Source organism: Shewanella sp. SM74 (assembly GCF_025653725.1).
In the GTDB taxonomy this organism is placed as follows: domain Bacteria; phylum Pseudomonadota; class Gammaproteobacteria; order Enterobacterales; family Shewanellaceae; genus Shewanella; species Shewanella oncorhynchi.
Map to the genome: position 1 here is coordinate 39,997 of NZ_JAKKRZ010000020.1, position 16,146 is coordinate 56,142.

Annotated in this window: 13 protein-coding genes; 3 read left to right on the forward strand and 10 right to left on the reverse strand. The window is 48.2% G+C overall.

Translation table 11 applies throughout. From position 1 onward, the window contains the following. The first annotated feature begins 85 nt into the window (after positions 1–85). The 3 genes from L5M49_RS18125 to L5M49_RS18135 all read left to right on the forward strand — a co-directional run bounded on the left by L5M49_RS18125 (position 86) and on the right by L5M49_RS18135 (position 5,562). Positions 86–2,224, forward strand: coding sequence for an AAA family ATPase (locus L5M49_RS18125; protein WP_004883041.1), 2,139 nt, complete (start codon positions 86–88; stop codon positions 2,222–2,224). A gap of 8 nt (positions 2,225–2,232) precedes the next feature. Further along, the gene (locus L5M49_RS18130) at positions 2,233–4,026 is read left to right on the forward strand and encodes a UvrD-helicase domain-containing protein (RefSeq protein WP_207570148.1); all 1,794 of its coding nucleotides are present in this window, start codon (positions 2,233–2,235) and stop codon (positions 4,024–4,026) included. A 288-nt stretch (positions 4,027–4,314) separates the two neighbouring features. Continuing rightward, the gene (locus L5M49_RS18135) at positions 4,315–5,562 is read left to right on the forward strand and encodes a hypothetical protein (protein WP_004883036.1); all 1,248 of its coding nucleotides are present in this window, start codon (positions 4,315–4,317) and stop codon (positions 5,560–5,562) included. Between the two features lie 239 nt (positions 5,563–5,801). Here the strand turns inward: L5M49_RS18135 and L5M49_RS18140 are convergent, their stop codons facing one another. From L5M49_RS18140 to L5M49_RS18185, 10 genes are all read right to left on the reverse strand, one after another. Then, positions 5,802–6,869 (reverse strand): YhcG family protein, encoded by a 1,068-nt coding sequence (locus L5M49_RS18140; RefSeq protein ID WP_004883035.1) that lies wholly within the window; start codon positions 6,867–6,869, stop codon positions 5,802–5,804. Continuing rightward, entirely contained in the window at positions 6,866–8,065 is a 1,200-nt protein-coding gene (locus tag L5M49_RS18145) for a tyrosine-type recombinase/integrase (protein ID WP_004883034.1), read from the reverse strand. The genes L5M49_RS18140 and L5M49_RS18145 overlap by 4 nt, the downstream gene beginning before the upstream one ends. Before the next feature lie 238 nt (positions 8,066–8,303). Then, positions 8,304–9,110 carry a flagellin gene (locus tag L5M49_RS18150; protein WP_248068743.1) on the reverse strand — a complete coding sequence of 269 codons (807 nt, stop codon included), beginning with the start codon at positions 9,108–9,110 and terminating at the stop codon, positions 8,304–8,306. Positions 9,111–9,329: 219 nt separating this feature from the next. After that, positions 9,330–10,133, reverse strand: a complete 804-nt coding sequence (locus tag L5M49_RS18155) for a flagellin (protein ID WP_263266598.1) — start codon at positions 10,131–10,133, stop codon at positions 9,330–9,332. Between the two features lie 218 nt (positions 10,134–10,351). After that, positions 10,352–11,152 carry a flagellin gene (locus tag L5M49_RS18160; protein WP_248068746.1) on the reverse strand — a complete coding sequence of 267 codons (801 nt, stop codon included), beginning with the start codon at positions 11,150–11,152 and terminating at the stop codon, positions 10,352–10,354. Between the two features lie 144 nt (positions 11,153–11,296). Further along, positions 11,297–12,310, reverse strand: coding sequence for a hypothetical protein (locus L5M49_RS18165; protein WP_263266599.1), 1,014 nt, complete (start codon positions 12,308–12,310; stop codon positions 11,297–11,299). A 12-nt stretch (positions 12,311–12,322) separates the two neighbouring features. Beyond that, entirely contained in the window at positions 12,323–13,240 is a 918-nt protein-coding gene (flgL, locus tag L5M49_RS18170; RefSeq protein ID WP_113940817.1) for a flagellar hook-associated protein FlgL, read from the reverse strand. Between the two features lie 11 nt (positions 13,241–13,251). Then, positions 13,252–14,625, reverse strand: a complete 1,374-nt coding sequence (flgK, locus tag L5M49_RS18175) for a flagellar hook-associated protein FlgK (RefSeq protein WP_113940818.1) — start codon at positions 14,623–14,625, stop codon at positions 13,252–13,254. Beyond that, on the reverse strand, positions 14,622–15,029 hold the full coding sequence (locus L5M49_RS18180; RefSeq protein ID WP_113940819.1) for a rod-binding protein: 408 nt from the start codon (positions 15,027–15,029) through the stop codon (positions 14,622–14,624). Before L5M49_RS18180 ends, flgK begins: the two co-directional genes overlap by 4 nt. Then, positions 15,029–16,141 carry a flagellar basal body P-ring protein FlgI gene (locus L5M49_RS18185; protein WP_263266600.1) on the reverse strand — a complete coding sequence of 371 codons (1,113 nt, stop codon included), beginning with the start codon at positions 16,139–16,141 and terminating at the stop codon, positions 15,029–15,031. The genes L5M49_RS18180 and L5M49_RS18185 overlap by 1 nt, the downstream gene beginning before the upstream one ends. Positions 16,142–16,146: the final 5 nt, after the last annotated feature.

The following is a 16,146-nucleotide window of genomic DNA, read 5'->3' on the forward strand; positions in this document are numbered from 1 at the left end:
TTCCGTAGTTGGGATCAATGGCTGCAGTGTTCAACCAATCCATCGGCCGATCGGCATGTGGATTTCAACAACAAGATTGAATCAAATGCATATATCCAAGCTCAGCCTGGTCAACTACCGGAACTTTCCCAACACGAAGCTGCTGTTCCAGAAGGGTATCAACACTGTCATCGGCGAAAATGGATCTGGCAAAACCAATCTCTTTCGCGCAATCAGATTGCTGCTTGATGACAACATGATTCGCTCTGCCTACCGGCTGGAGCATACCGACTTTCATCGCGGCCTAGGGCGCTGGCAGGGACATTGGATCATCATCAGTCTTGAGTTTGAGGAAATCTCTGCGGATGAATCAGTGCAGGCGCTCTTCCGACATGGGACGGGCGTAATTGAGGAAGAGGCGAACGGCAAGGCCACTTACAACCTGATCTTTCGTCCGAAGAAGGAAATCAGGCTGCGACTTTCTCAATTGAACGATGGTGATCAGGCAGGCCTCGACGCTATCCTGAACCCGGTCACCATCGACGACTATGAAACGATTTTCACAGGTCGGAGTGAAGCCGACTTCAACGACGAGGCCTTCTATAAGGATGTGGTCGGCGACTTCGCGAATGTTCGATTCAATGAAGAGGTTGAATTTCGTGTTATCGGCGCGAAGATTCCGAACGTGCTGTCCGTCTCCAAAGAAATTTCGTTCACTTTCGTCCAGGCGCTACGGGACGTCGTCTCCGAATTTCACAACAACCGGACAAATCCGCTCTTTTCGCTTCTGAAGGGCAAGAGCGGCGATATCGACCCCGTGGCGTTCCAGGCTATCACCGACGGGGTAAAGGCATTGAATGACTCCATCGAAGCGTTGCCAGACGTGCAGGTCGTCCGGACGGATATCAGAGACACCATCAAGGATGCGGCGGGTGAGGCGTATTCGCCGTCTTCTCTTTCTATCAAGTCGGATCTGCCAGACGAAGCTGACAAGTTGTTCCAGTCGCTCAAGCTGTTCGTTGGCGAATCGGGGGAGAGCCACGAAGGACCGATCCACGAGCTGAGCCTTGGTGGAGCAAACCTGATATTCCTCACGTTGAAACTGCTTGAATTCAAGTATCAAAAGGCTAAACAGTCGATCGCCAACTTTCTGCTTATCGAAGAGCCGGAAGCTCACATTCACACACATATCCAGAAAACACTGTTCGACAAGCTCAAATACGACGACACACAGATCATTTATTCGACCCATTCGACGCACATCTCTGAGGTCAGCAATGTTCAGAACGTGAACATCCTCGGCAGAGAAGGTGATCGTTGCGAGGCATACCAGCCTGCAATTGGCCTAAACCCAGAAGAGATCGGCAACATTCAACGCTACCTGGATGCTGTCCGTAGCAACTTGTTGTTTGCCAAGAGCGTCCTCTTAGTGGAGGGCGATGCAGAAGAAATTCTCGTTCCGATCCTGATCAAGAACGTGCTAGGCGTCAGCCTTGATGAACTCGGCATCAGTTTAATTAATATCCGCAGCACTGGATTTCAGAACGTCGCGGTTCTTTTCGATGATGCCCGAATCCGGAAGCGGTGCAGCATCGTCACCGACCTTGACAAGTCCATCATTGACACAACGCCGGCGGCGGGAGACTCCGAAGGGCTGCTCCGGCGCAAGGGCAAGTATCAGGCATCCCAGGAAAAAGGGGTCGCCAGGAAAGCGTTATTGGAAGACACCTTCAAAGATAACGGGTGGGTTTCTCCATTCTTTGCCCCCCATACCTTCGAGGTCGACTTCATTGCCGCCGGCAATGCGCGTAAGGTGGTCGGCATCCTTCCTGATGTCTACAAGGATGCACCAACCATCGCGACGGCCAAGGCGGAGCTCGAATCAGCGGACATCGCGTTGTTCGGTCAGCGCGCATTGACCATGGCGGACAACTACGGCAAGGGATGGTTTGCCATCTTGCTGGGAAAGAAGATCGATCCGCAGACCGCCATTCCGAAGTACATCTTGGACGCCATCGCTTTTGCGCATCCGGTGGTCACTAAGGAAGTCTGGTTTAACGTGCTGAGCTACCGCGTGAACTACATCGATGCAGAAGATATCTTCACTGCGTCTGCCGTATTCGACGACTTTAGGGCCAAGCTGCTGGCCTTCCGAAATGGAGACATCGACTTCGTCGGCATCCGAAACGAGATGCTTGCCACGTTCCCAGATGATCGCATCAACGATGTACTCGCGGTGTTCTGATCATGTTCATGTGGAACAAAGATGATCTGAATCCCGAGCAGGAAGCAGCCATTCTGAAGCCAGGGAGCGTCTTTCTCATCGCTTGCCCGGGCAGCGGGAAAACGCGCACGCTCACCTACAAAATCGCCTATGAGTTGTCCAGGCTGAAATCGAACAAGCAGTTTGTCGTTGCCATCACTTATACGCACCGTGCCGCCGACGAAATCCACGAGCGCATTGAGAGCCTTGGGGTGGATACATCCCGATTATGGATAGGAACGATACATTCGTTCTGTCTTGAATGGATATTGAAACCGTACGGCATCTATCACGAAGCGTTGGATCGAGGCTTCCGTGTGATCGATCAGCATGAGCGCGAGAAAATCCTGGAGGCATTGTGCAAGCCTTACCAGAAGCCAAAAATAACATTCTGGGATTGTGAGTTTTATTACACCGAAACTGGATATGTGCTCTCCTGCCCACAAGATTGGAAGCATTCGGGTCTTCACGTCATATTGGGCAAGTATTTTGAGATTCTGCACGAAAGTCGGCAGCTAGACTTTGAGCTCATTCTTTACTATGCGTACCAACTGATCGCACGTCATCCTGCGATCAGCACTCTTCTGGCACAGTTGTTCTCTTTCGTGCTGATCGACGAGTATCAGGACACCAAACGAATTCAGTATTCGATCATCACCGCCATTCTGAAAGCTGGTCAAGGTGCGACCAAGGCCTTTATTGTCGGAGATCCTAACCAGGCGATTTATCAATCGCTTGGCGGATATCCGATTGCCTTCGAGGATTTCAAGGCGATGGCCAATATCGATTTGGACGAACTCGAACTGTCGCGGAACTACCGTTCTTCTGAGCGCATCATTGAGTACTTCGGAAACTACAACGTTCACAACACACGCATCGAAGCCGCATCCGAGGACAAGGCGTACCCAAGCCTTATTTCATTCGACGACACAGTGAGCAAAAATGATCTGGACGCTGAGCTCATCCGGCTCATCCGTTTCAACATTGAGACTATGGGCATCTCACCTCACGAGGTGTGCATTCTCGCGCCACAGTGGACGCATCTTGCAAGCATGACACGTCGTTTGGTCGCCAGCATGCCGGAGTACTCATTCGATGGCCCCGGTATGGTTCCCTTTGCACGGGACACAGAGAATTTCTGGTACAGGCTTTCTAAGATTGCACTTACTCAGGCATCGCCGGGAATGTATGTGCGCAGACTGCGGTGGGCCGGGGAGATTCTGAATGACCTAGAGGCGGCCGGGGCTAGCGTGTCGAAGCTCACGCGGAGGTCCTTGTTGAGGGAGTGCAATGCAATTAAGATCGATGAAACAGATGGTCTTACCTACTTGAGCGCATTTTTCGAGCGTCTGTTTGCAAACTTAGCAATCGACTTTCGCCTTTTCACGCTGCTTCAAGAGCATCACGTTGCCTTCTTCGATAGTTCGCAAGCCCGGGTAAATCGATTGAAGAGTGAAGGTAGCGAATTTATAGGCGATATTGAGACATTCAGGAAGGTATTTCAGCATAGGACTGGAATCACCATCTCGACGATACACGGCGTCAAGGGAGCCGAGTTCGATGCAGTGATCGCTTATGCATTATTAGAAGATATGGTGCCGCATTTCAATGATCCGAACGGTCAAGAAAGCGCGATGAAATTGCTGTATGTCATTGGTTCGCGGGCAAGGAAGAACCTGCACCTTGTTTCGGAACGAGGTCGAGTTCGCCAGTATTCTGGCGAAGAGTATCAAGTAACTCGCAAGCTTGCCTCATGCAGTTTTGGATACGATCAAATTCCATAGAAATCACGAGTAGCGCAACCGCGCTCTCTATGGGATGCCCTACAGCTTTGTTTAGCGTTTGGCTGAATCATCTGCGCGCGGCTCGCTCTGCATGCCCTGCTGTCGCCAGCTCAACATGCAAGCGGAGCGCGCAGGCCCGGATCACAGTGTCGGGCCGTGGAGGGCTGGCGAATGCCAGTCCCGTCAGGGATGAGCGAATAGCGAACGTGGAGCAGCGCGATCCACAAAGTGGAGACGCTCAAGGTTCCGTCGCTTACTATTTGGACTACGGCGAGTTGAGTAAAAAATATGAAAAATATCTTTGAAGAAATCAATGAATTTTCTTCGGAAAAAATCGCGTTATTCAGCTTTGGGAAATTTTGCTACGTCTTTCTTAATAAAGACCCGATCTTTGTCAAGAAATTGCTTCCCCTCATCCAAACCTCTCTGGCAAATGAGAGCTTTCAGGCAGACGTAATGCGTGCTTATACGGAGGGCTGCATGAATGAAAAGGCGGCCATTCTGAAAGAATTTGAAGCCAAACGCGACCATCCAAACGCAGCCAAGTTTTATGGGCCACAGCTTGATCTAGTGGACAAGCGATTGGCTATAAAGACAATCCAGCATTTAATGGACTACTTAAATAATTATCTCAACGAGTATCCGGGATCGCTAGAAATTCTCAACAATTCCTACAAGCATATCCATGACGAAGATGGTGTTTCGTACATAAAAGAAAATTACGCAAATTATCGCATTGGCTGCATTTTTTATTCCAAGCACCAATCAATCATGGGGAGGGCTGAGATGCTGGAGCTAAAATATTCCAAGGTAGTTGAACGTGAGTACGAGAAAATTGGAATTGACATAAGAAAGGAAGATGCTCAGTTCTCTAAATATAGTCTTGTCAGCCTGAACGAGAATATTCAGATATTCAACGACAAGGATAGTCAGACAATACGCGATGAACGCATAGGGCGACACTTCTGGATAAAAGTTCCGAGGAAGCTGCTTACCTCTATCGAGGAACTCATTGAAAAAGGAATGCTGTCCGAAATAGCATTCAGGATTGATTACGTCTCCGATTATGTCCCTGCAATGGAGGAGATGGAGTTTGGCGCTCCGTTGCGATTGAAAATATCTTCCCTTCCTAGATTGTCAAAGTTCTACTCCACCGATAAATATGAGAACAATCTATGGATTCACCATGACGCAGAGAAGCTAAGTTTGACTTTTGAAGAATTGATGGAGGACTTTGAGGTGGCAGGCGACGACGTCGTAACGCAAGTCATCCATCTTGAATACAGTTCAAAAGGCGATGATTTTTTTATAACTCACTTGGATCACGAATTTATCGTATATACGTTGGATAGCTATCAAGAAAGATTGAGCAATGCCAACATCAAGGGGCATAGAAAAATAAAGACATTCAAAATAGATAACTCAATGATCCCGTTTGATATAAATATTAGCGGGGATCTTTTTCTGTTTCAGGTTCTCGATTCGTATTTAAAAAATGATGACTTGATTCGTGAATATTTTGAAAAAATTAACTGACTTTATAGTTTGAGATATTTAATTAAAACAGCGATCGGCATAGAACATGGCGCTGCTGCCCGCGATAATCATGTGATTGGGCGCTCGCGCCCACTAGCCCCAGCGCATCCTTGAGCCGCAGGCCAGTTCCTTATCGGCCTATGGCGATTCCACACTAGCATGGAGCCTCGATAGAGCAAGAGATCCGTTGCCACATGCTCGTGCTGTGGTTTGGGTGTACGGTTGGACAGATGCTGCTGTCAGGACTTCTCGCCAGGCTGCCGCTGCTCGATCTGCAACCGCGCCCGTTCGGTCGCCTGCTGCAACCGCTCCCCCAGCACCGCACGCGGCGGCAGGGTCGTCAGGTATTCGGCTACGTGGATGCCCGACTTGTCCAGCTCCAGCAACTCGATCTGCTCTGACTTCTTGCCGGTACAAAGAATGATGCCCAGCGGCGAGGCTTCCTCCGGTTCGCGTTCGTGCTTGTCGAGCCAACGCAAATAAAGCTCCATCTGCCCCTTGTATGCTGCCTTGAACTCGCCGATCTTCAACTCCACCGCCACCAGCCGCCGCAGCTTGCGGTTATAGAACAGCAGGTCCAGGTGGAAATCCTCGTCGTCGATCTGGATGCGTTTCTGCCGGGCTAGGAAAGAGAAGCCCGCGCCCAACTCCAGCAAAAAAGACTCCATTTCGCGGATGATCGCGGCTTCCAGGTCGCCTTCCTGCCAGGTATCGCGCAGGCCCAGGAAGTCGAGGATGTACGGGTCGCGCATGACCAGCGCCGGCGACATGCGCTGCGCATCGCGCATCGCCGCCAGCTCTTGCGTGATCGTCTCGTCCGGCTTCTTGGACAGCGCCGTGCGCTCGTATAGCATCGAGTCGATGCGCTCGCGTAGCGTCCGCACGCTCCAGCGTTCGGCGCTGGCCATTTGCACGTAGTAGTCCCGCTGGAGCGGGTCTTTTAGCGGCAGCAGCGCCACGAAATGCGACCAGCTCAATTGTCGTGACAGCGTCACGACAATTGGCTCGTCCGAGAAGGTGGCGGCGAACTGCACCATCCGGCGCAGGTTCTTGTCCGCGAAGCTACGTCCGTAGTCGCGGACAAGCTGCGCCGCCAGGGTCGGCAGGATTTCGTCGCCGTACCCGGCCCGCTGCCCGGCAAGCACTTCCGTATGGATGCGCTGGCCAATGCGCCAGAACAGCAATGTCAGCTCGGCATTGACCGCCGAGGCGACGCGCTGGCGCGACGCTTCGATCAGTGCCCGGATGTCGCCCAGCAGCGCGGGCGGCGCTGCTGGCGCTGAGACGGATGCCTTGCGCCGGGTCATGCGGCCACCTCCTTGGCTCCCTGCATCCCGGTGATCGTCTTACGCCGATTCGCCACCAGTTCGGCCGCCTCTCGCACCGGCTTATCCTCGGTGTGGACGTAGCGCATGAACATGACGACGGTCTTGTGCGCCGTTAGCGCCATGCCGACCTTGACCGGGATGCCCGAATTGGCAATGTCGGTCGCCGAACGGTGGCGGATGCCGTGCGTGCCCACGTGCGTAGCGCCAGCCGCCTTGAGCGCACGGCTCCAGCCACCGTAATACTCGCCCGTGGTTAGATGCTTGCCAGCGTGGCTAGGAGAAGGCAGCACATAGCGGCTACCCTCCTGCCGGGGTGCCGTCGAGAGTAGCCGATAGGCTTCCTCGCTCATGGGCTTAGACATGCCGCCTGTCTTGCTGTCAGGCCAGACGACGCGCCGGTTCTGCAAGTCAACCCAGTTCCATTCCAGCGCGATGATTTCCGAGCGGCGGCCGGCGAACTCGAACTGCAGGCGGATTCCCAAAGGGATGACGTAGTTCTCCAGCCCCTCCGACTCGATCTTGTCGAGCTGTCGGAACAGGTTGCCCATTTCTTCGTCGCTGATGAGGTGAGTCGATTTGCCGGCAGGGAACATCGGGACGTGACGGCAAGGGTTGGTACCGTCGGGCCGATAGCCCCATACCTCGGCCATGTTGAACATCTTGCGCAAGACGCTGAATACCTTGTTCGCCTCGGTCTGCTTGTACGAAAGCTTTTCCATCAGTCCGGCGATTTCAGGACGCTTCACGTCCTGAACTTTCTTGCGTCCCAGCAGCGGAATAATGTTGCGATTGATGACAGCCTGATAGCCGGCTTGGGTGCTGAGCTTGTTGCGCTTCTTGGAGTAGTCCTCCATGAACTTCGTGCATAGCTCCTTGACCGTAGGTGCCTGGCGCGCCTCCGCCTTCTCTGCGGCGGGATCTCCGCCTCGGCGGACTTGGGCCAGCCATTCCTGCGCCAGCGACCGCGCCTGTTCGACGGTCAGCTCCCCGTACAGTCCTAGCGAGGGCTTGCGGCGCTCGCCAGCGTTCGTCCGGTACTGGAGCATGAACACCTTGCGACCCGCCGGGGTAATCTTGCACAGGAAGCCGGGGACCAGCGTGTCCCGGAGTTCGACGGCCTCTGCCTGGGGTTGCGCCGCATCGACAGCGGACTTAGTGAGTTTGATCTTAGCCATGATGACTCCTTGGAAAGACCTGGATTCCAAGGGCCGGATAGGAGTCAGGCGGTCGGAAGTCAGGTCAGGTTTCGGAAAGCACCGGCATATGTTGAACTCGCTTAAGTCATTGATAAACCTGCTGTATCGGGCTGTAGCGTAGTCCAGCGAATTTCGGTGCTGGAGTCATGGTGAAATAAAAAATGCCAGTAAGCTAAGCTCACTGGCATTAAAACTAAACTGACTGGCTTAACTGTAATTAGCGCAGTAGACCCATGACTAAGCCTGTATTTTGGTTAGCAGAAGACAGAACCGTTGTACCCGCTTGGACTAATAATTGGTTGCGCGTCATATTGGCTGATTCAACCGCGAAATCGGCATCCATAATACGGCCTGCAGCGGCTTTGGTATTTTCAGTTACGCTGGCAAGGTTAGCCGCAGTATGGCCAAGACGGTTAATGTTGGCACCTAAGGTAGAGCGAGCCGTGCCCACTTCTTTAATATAAGTATCAACGGCTGTTATTGCCGCTGTCGCATTCGCCGCTGAAGTTAGATCACCACCAACATCCGCAGGTTTTGCAATTAAAACATCTAAGGTTTCAGTAGTACCAGCACCAATTTGGAATTTAACACCAGTACCAGTACTTAATGTGGCGAATAAATCATTACCCGCATAGGTAGTCTTACCCATGATACGAGTTGACTCTTTAATCAACGCCTGAAACTCATCATCCAATGCTTTCAAATCAGCTGTCGAGTTCACACCGTTCGCCGCTTGAGTGGCCAATTCTTTTTGGCGGTTAGCAATGGTCGTCAACTCTTCTAACGCACCATCAGCAGTTTGCAGCATAGAGGTCGCATCGGAGATATTACGTGAAGCCGTTTCCATACCTTTCACGTTAGCACTCATGCGGTTAGCAATTTGCAAACCCGCAGCATCATCAGATGCGCTATTGATACGTAAACCCGTCGATAAACGCTCCATGGCGTTAGTTAGTAGGTTATTGCTTTTGTTAACAGCACCTTGTGCAACAATTGAAGCGTAATTAGTATGAACACCTAACATATGTAGTTCTCCAGAAAATAACGAGCATTTGGGGTAGACCTGAACTCAGGGATAACTAACTAAGGCGACGGCAACAGCACACAACTAAAATCGATATTTAAAAATAGAGTGTATGGCACTGTAAAAACTAGACTGAAATGGCATGTTCAAAACGCCATAAAAAATGCCAGCAAGCTAAGCTCACTGGCATTAAAACTAAACTGACTGGCTTTACTCGAATTAGCGCAGTAACCCCATGACTAAACCCGTATTTTGATTAGCTGAAGACAGTACAGTTGTACCTGCTTGAACTAATAATTGGTTGCGCGTCATATTGGCAGATTCAACCGCAAAATCGGCATCCATAATACGGCCTGCGGCGGCTTTAGTGTTTTCGGTAACACTCGCTAAGTTAGCGGCAGTATGACCAAGACGATTAATGTTGGCACCTAAGGTAGAACGCTCTGTACCCACTGCGGCGATGAAAGTATCAACAAGGGCAATTGCCGCATTTGCGTCAGTAGTTAAATCACCAGCAGCGAGATCACCTTCCTTCATATCCTTAGTAGTAACAAGTAATTTCTCGCCAGTACCTGCACCAATTTGGAAGGTAACGCCAGTTTCTAACGTAGTGAATAAATTATTACCCGCATAAGTCGTGTTATCAATAATACGGGTGATTTCTGAGTTCAACTCTTTAAACTCATCATTCAATGCTTTCAAATCATCAGTTGAGTTAACACCGTTAGATGCTTGAGTAGCCAATTCTTTCTGGCGATTAGCAATGGTCGTTAATTCTTCTAACGCACCATCAGCGGTTTGTAGCATAGAGGTCGCATCAGAAATATTGCGTGAAGCCGTTTCCATACCTTTCACGTTAGCGCTCATGCGATTAGCAATTTGCAAACCCGCAGCATCATCAGATGCGCTATTGATACGTAAACCCGTCGATAAACGCTCCATGGCGTTAGTTAGTAGGTTATTACTTTTGTTAACAGCACCTTGTGCAACAATTGAAGCGTAATTAGTATGAACACCTAACATCTGTAGTTCTCCATTAAATAACGAGTAGCGGGTTAGACCTGAGTTCAGGGATAACTAACTAAAGCGACCGCACAAGCGCTTAACTAAAACCGATTTAAAAATAGAGTACATGAACACTGTAAAAAATCAGACTGAAATTGCATGCTCAAAACGCCATAAAAAATGCCAGCAAGCTAAACTCACTGGCATTAAAACGAAACTGACTGACTTAACTGGAATTAGCGTAGTAACCCCATGACTAAACCCGTATTTTGGTTAGCTGAAGATAGTACCGTTGTACCTGCTTGAACTAATAATTGGTTGCGGGTCATATTGGCAGATTCAACCGCGAAATCGGCATCCATAATACGGCCAGCAGCGGCTTTAGTATTTTCAGTCACGCTAGCTAAGTTAGCTGAGGTATGACCTAAACGGTTAATGTTTGCACCTAAGGTAGAACGGGCAGTGCCTACTGCCTTAATATACGCATCAACATCGGTTATTGCTTGAGTTGATTTAGCCGTATCTTTTAAATCGCCAGCAACTGCAGTAGGCTTAGCACTGGTTACAGTTAACGTTTCTGTAGTGCCTGCACCAATTTGAAACTGGACTCCCCCCTCCAACTTAGTAAATAAATCATTACCTGCATAAGTTGTATTAGTCATGATACGAGCCGACTCTTTAATCAACTCTTGGAATTCAGCATCAAGTGCTAACCTATCAGCATCAGAGTTCACACCGTTCGCCGCTTGGGTCGCCAATTCTTTCTGACGGTTGGCAATAATAGTTAATTCTTCTAACGCACCATCAGCGGTTTGCAGCATAGAGGTCGCATCAGAAATATTGCGTGAAGCCGTTTCCATACCTTTTACGTTAGCACTCATGCGGTTAGCAATTTGCAGACCAGCAGCATCATCAGATGCACTATTAATACGTAAACCCGTCGACAAACGCTCCATAGCATTAGTTAAAAGGTTATTACTTTTATTTACAGCACCCTGCGCAACGATTGAAGCGTAATTAGTATGAACACCTAACATAGTAGTTCTCCAGAAAATAACGATTGTTTTGGTTAGGCCTGAATCCAGGCATAACTAATTAAGGCGACATGAAAAGCTCTTCACTGAAGCCAAATAGCTTATTTTCAAAAATTAAATAATCACACTTAGGGTTCGCTTCAAAAATTAGAGCAGCAGAGCACTAACCTGTTCGCGGTTCGTATTTCCCTGCGCCATCAAAGATGTTACTTGATAGGCAAAAGGATAGGGTTGCATAAATTTATGCAAATGCTGGAGTTCAAATTTGGGCTGACTAGATGCGGTCAATTGCTTAACCTTCACCAGTAGTAAACGGTGGGATGCTTTAATATCATCAATTTGCACTGTGACTTTTTTATCTACCTTTGACACTTTAGCCAATGTCATTTTTAACTTTTCAGTATCCGTAAAATTCCATTCACGGGGATCCTGCCAACTAAATTTCTCTTCTAATGGTATATTCCTCGGCTCACCCGCTGGCAATCTTTGCCCTTCGCCAACCATTAAAATCCCCCCATTGAGCTTCATCCAAATCTCATGCTGCGCAGTAAACACTGTGTCATTGGTCGATAAGCGGTCGATACTTATCCCTATCGAAGCTAAAACAGGCTCTATGATATCTTGTAGCTCTAAGCGATTTTTATTGGCAGGTAAAAGCAAATGTAATGTTTGCTTCTCAGTAAAAAGCGTAATCCGCTCATCGCGGTTCTTAGGTGATGTGAGGTCGACTCGTCGGAACCTAAAAAAATGCAATGCCGCAGGCTGAGATGCTGAAATCAAATTCAAATGATGATCGAGTAAACGCTTTCCTTGGTAATAAGGCCTAATCTCGATTAATTGTCTTCGACACTCCTCCGCTTTATGTAATGCATCTTCAACCACTGTGTTTTTACTGAACAAGCACGTTTGCAACTGTTTGTTTAATAGACCCAGAATACTTTTAGCCGAGCTCAAGCTCTGTAATACCACTTGCGATGCACTAATATTATGTTGCTCTTGAGTCACCTTGGCCCAACGTCCATAAGCTTCCAATCTATGCTTAGGTATGGGCCTCGCTTTCGGTGCACTGCGGGGCGCACCTGATATCGGTGCAACATAATGAGACGTTACCGTCTGACTTTGACGTAACTGACTAAGTGACTCACCTATCCCTTTGATCATTTAACTCATTACCTACATATGATTGAAAAGGGACAGCTGGCTTATCTGTACAAAAGTTTGCTGGGTAATTTTTAATGCTGTTAATTTGACATTGAACTCGGCAGTGGCAGCGGCATAATCGAGCTCCTGCGTTTCACCTATCACTTGTTTACTAAACAACACCATTTCTTCATGGGAACTTTTAACTAAAGCGAGATTATTTTGCTTGCCACCGAAATCGGTAATAGCCGCACCTATGCTATCTAAGGTTTCACTTAACGCTGTTTGTATTCCACTCGCGGCCGCACTAAAAGCAGGATCGCTTGGTGATAAGCTTGGATCATTTAATACGTTAATATAGTCCATTGCTTGATTCAAAATATCTTGACCAGCATTGGAGAACAAGACTTTTTCGGCGGTGACATTAGCCGTAGTCCATGAAGAGCTAGACGTTTGTACCGTTCTCTCGCTAGCATCACCTTGGTAGACGTATCGCCCAGCAGCATCCTTAACTACCGCAGCTTTCTCAATCGCGTTACCCGAAAACAGGTAATTACCCGACTCATCGGTAGCGTTAATATTATCCACTAATCCCTTTAAGAGTTCTTCCATTTCAGAAGCATAGGATGCTCTATCTTCTTTCGAGAGATTTGAGCTATTAGTGGCGATACTGATTTCCTTCATCCGCTGCTGCGTCTCAACCATGCTGGATAAATAGGTTTCAGCACGGCTCATATTGGTACTTAAGGAATCGATATTTTTAATGTATTGCTGTACTAGTGCTAAATCGCGTTGGTTATCCATTACCCGAACAACGCCAATAGGATCATCCGAAGGCGATAGTATTGAAACACCTTTAGAGAGCATTTGATTCAAACGTGCTACATCATAGGTCGTGTTCTGCAAACTGTTTAAATTGTTAGTGTATAAATTTTGCATTGTTACACGCATGAATAAAGTCCTTAAAAGCTACTAAGCATCGTTTGAAACAGTTGATCTGCGGTGGAAATCACCTTCGCATTCGCCATATATGACTGCTGATAGATGATCAAATTAATCCCTTCTTCATCGGGATTCACACCACTGGTACTCGCCCATTGGGACTGCGCATCTTTTTGCAAATCTACACTGGTTTTAGCAAATGAAATCGCTTGGCGAGAAGCAGAACCTAACTGGCCAACCTTGCTGGAGAAGGATTCCGCTAAGCTTGTATTACTGCCAAGGCTAGTAAAACTCAGCTCTTTATTCGCAAGCTGTACTAAAGCTTTTAAATTTGCGTTATCGCCTTGGGTGCCATCTTTACCAAAGGCAAGTTTATCAGGCGTAAAACCAGCCGTTAGAGATAAGCTTCCTCCTGGGTTATTAGCTTGATAAGTAAATAAATCCTGTGACGGTGTCGCACCATTTAAGTCAGTGCCAGAAGCAAGAATAGAATTAAACTCGGTCGCTAACATGACCGCTAATTCATCTATGTACTGTTGCGAATCTGCGAGCTGCACATCACGGTACGTAAGCAAGGCACCTAAACTGCCACCAGCGGTTTCATCAACATTAAACTGGCTAGCACCAAATTGGATAGTCACCAAATCGTTCTTAGGATTGGTAGGATCGGGATTACTCGTTAACTTAGCAGCAGTATTTCCCGTCAATAGCGGCTCACCTCGGGCCAGCGAGATATTGACCATGCCTTGGCTATCTTCAACAACCCGAATATCTAAAATCGCAGCTAAGTCATCAATTGCAGCATCTCGACTATCTTGCAGTGCAGGGGGAATAGTTCCTGTCACACTCGCCGCCTGAATGTCGCGGTTGAAACTGGCAATAATATTTAGTTGTGAGTTGATCTCTTTTACGGATGAACCAAGCTGTCCATTGATCTGATTACGTTGCGAATCAATATTGTCGTTGATTGCATTCACTCTTTGGGCAACGGCTTTAGCCTCATTAAGTACACCTTGTCGGTAGGCAATGAGATTAGGTTGTTCCATAGATGAATTAAGGGCGGCGAATAATTGATCTAGGCCTTTTGAGATATTATTCCCTTCGGCACCAAATACTTGTTCAGCCTGACGCAAATAACTACTTTGCACTTTAGAAAAACCAACAGCACTCGTGGTTTGCCATAACTGCGCGACTTCGTATTGATCAGAGATCCGTCTAACACCATCAACAAACACGCCCGCGCCGGAGCCATAAGCACCGCCACCAACCGAACTTAACATCACCTGCTGACGTGAATAGCCTGCAACCATAGCATTAGCAACGTTATTTGAGGTTGCATTCAATGCGGCCATGCTTGCCAATAAGCCAGACTTACCAATGTTCAACATGCTCATTTAAAATCCTTCACAACGGGCCGCATAATAAGTGCAGGCTGCATCGCTGTTGTTGTCATCTGTTGAGGATCAAAGGCGACCGGATCTTTCTCAGACTGAAATGAACGTGATAGCTGCTTAGTCATCACGTCAGCCAAGCCCATACCATTGACTTGGCTTAAACGACTTGCCAATTCCGCATCATGTAAATCTTGATAAAGGCCATTATTGCTTTTGGAGGTTAAAGGATTATCTTCATCGGCCATAGCGTCGGTGGCTGAGCGCATTTGCTTAAGTACCGTTTGCAGGAACTGCGCCTCAAATTGTTGACTGACTAATTTAAGTGCACCTTGCTCGCCATTCGCCTTAATCAAATCATCAGCATTCAGCTTATTTAAGTAACCGCCCGTATTTTCAACTTTCATTAAATCACCACCAAATCAGCTTCTAAAGAGCCCGCTTCCGCCAAAGCTTCTAGAATTGCCATCAAGTCCATTGGTGTCGCACCTAAGCTATTTACGGCACGCACGATTTCTTCAATTGCTGTGCCCTCGGGCCAAACAAACATACGTTTGTTACCTTGCTCGACCAATACTTGGCTATCATTAGTCACCACGGTTTCCCCTGCGGCATTACCAAGATAAGCGCCATTAGGCTGACTCACGTTTTCCCGTTCAACAATAGTCACTGTAAGATTGCCATGGCTCACAGCGGCTTTACGAACCACAACATCTCCCCCTAATACCACTGTGCCTGTACGACTATTAAACACGATTCGAGGTGAACGTCGGCCTTGGTCAATCTTGAGTTCTTCAAGCATTGACATAAAAGTCACACGCTCTCGATTCGACTTAGGCGCGTGTATCAGAACCTTGGCATGATCTTGCGCACGTGCAACATCGGGTCCAAATAGTTCATTCACAGCCCGTTCGATATTTCGGGCGGTTTTAAAGTTGGGAGCCTTAAGGTTTAATATGATGTCTTCATTATCACTAAAGTTACTTTTGATTGGTGCCTCAAGTAAGGCACCATTGGGGATAGTGCCAACAGTTGGCACATTCACAGTCACAGATGATCCATTACGACCGGCGGCAGAAATACCGCCAACCACTAAGTTGCCCTGCGCTACCGCGTAAACCTCACCATCGACAGCCCTAAGAGGTGTCATTAATAAGGTTCCGCCCTGAAGACTTTTTGCATCACCAAGGGATGAAACCGTCACATCTAAGGATTGTCCTGGGCTCGCCAGAGAAGTAATAGTCGCATGCACAGCAACGGCGGCGACGTTCTTTAACTTAGGATCGGTTTTATCATCAATCTGTACACCAAACTGTTTAAGCATATTGACGACAGATTGACTGGTAAATTTAACTTGAGAGCGGTCACCCGTTCCATTTAATCCGACGACTAAGCCATAACCCACGAGTTGGTTATCACGCAGACCTTGCACATCGACAATATCCATCAAGTAGCGGCTTTGCTCTTCCGCTTGCAGTGTACCAGTAGCCAAAAGTAACAATAATAAACAACGTAGCATCAAAA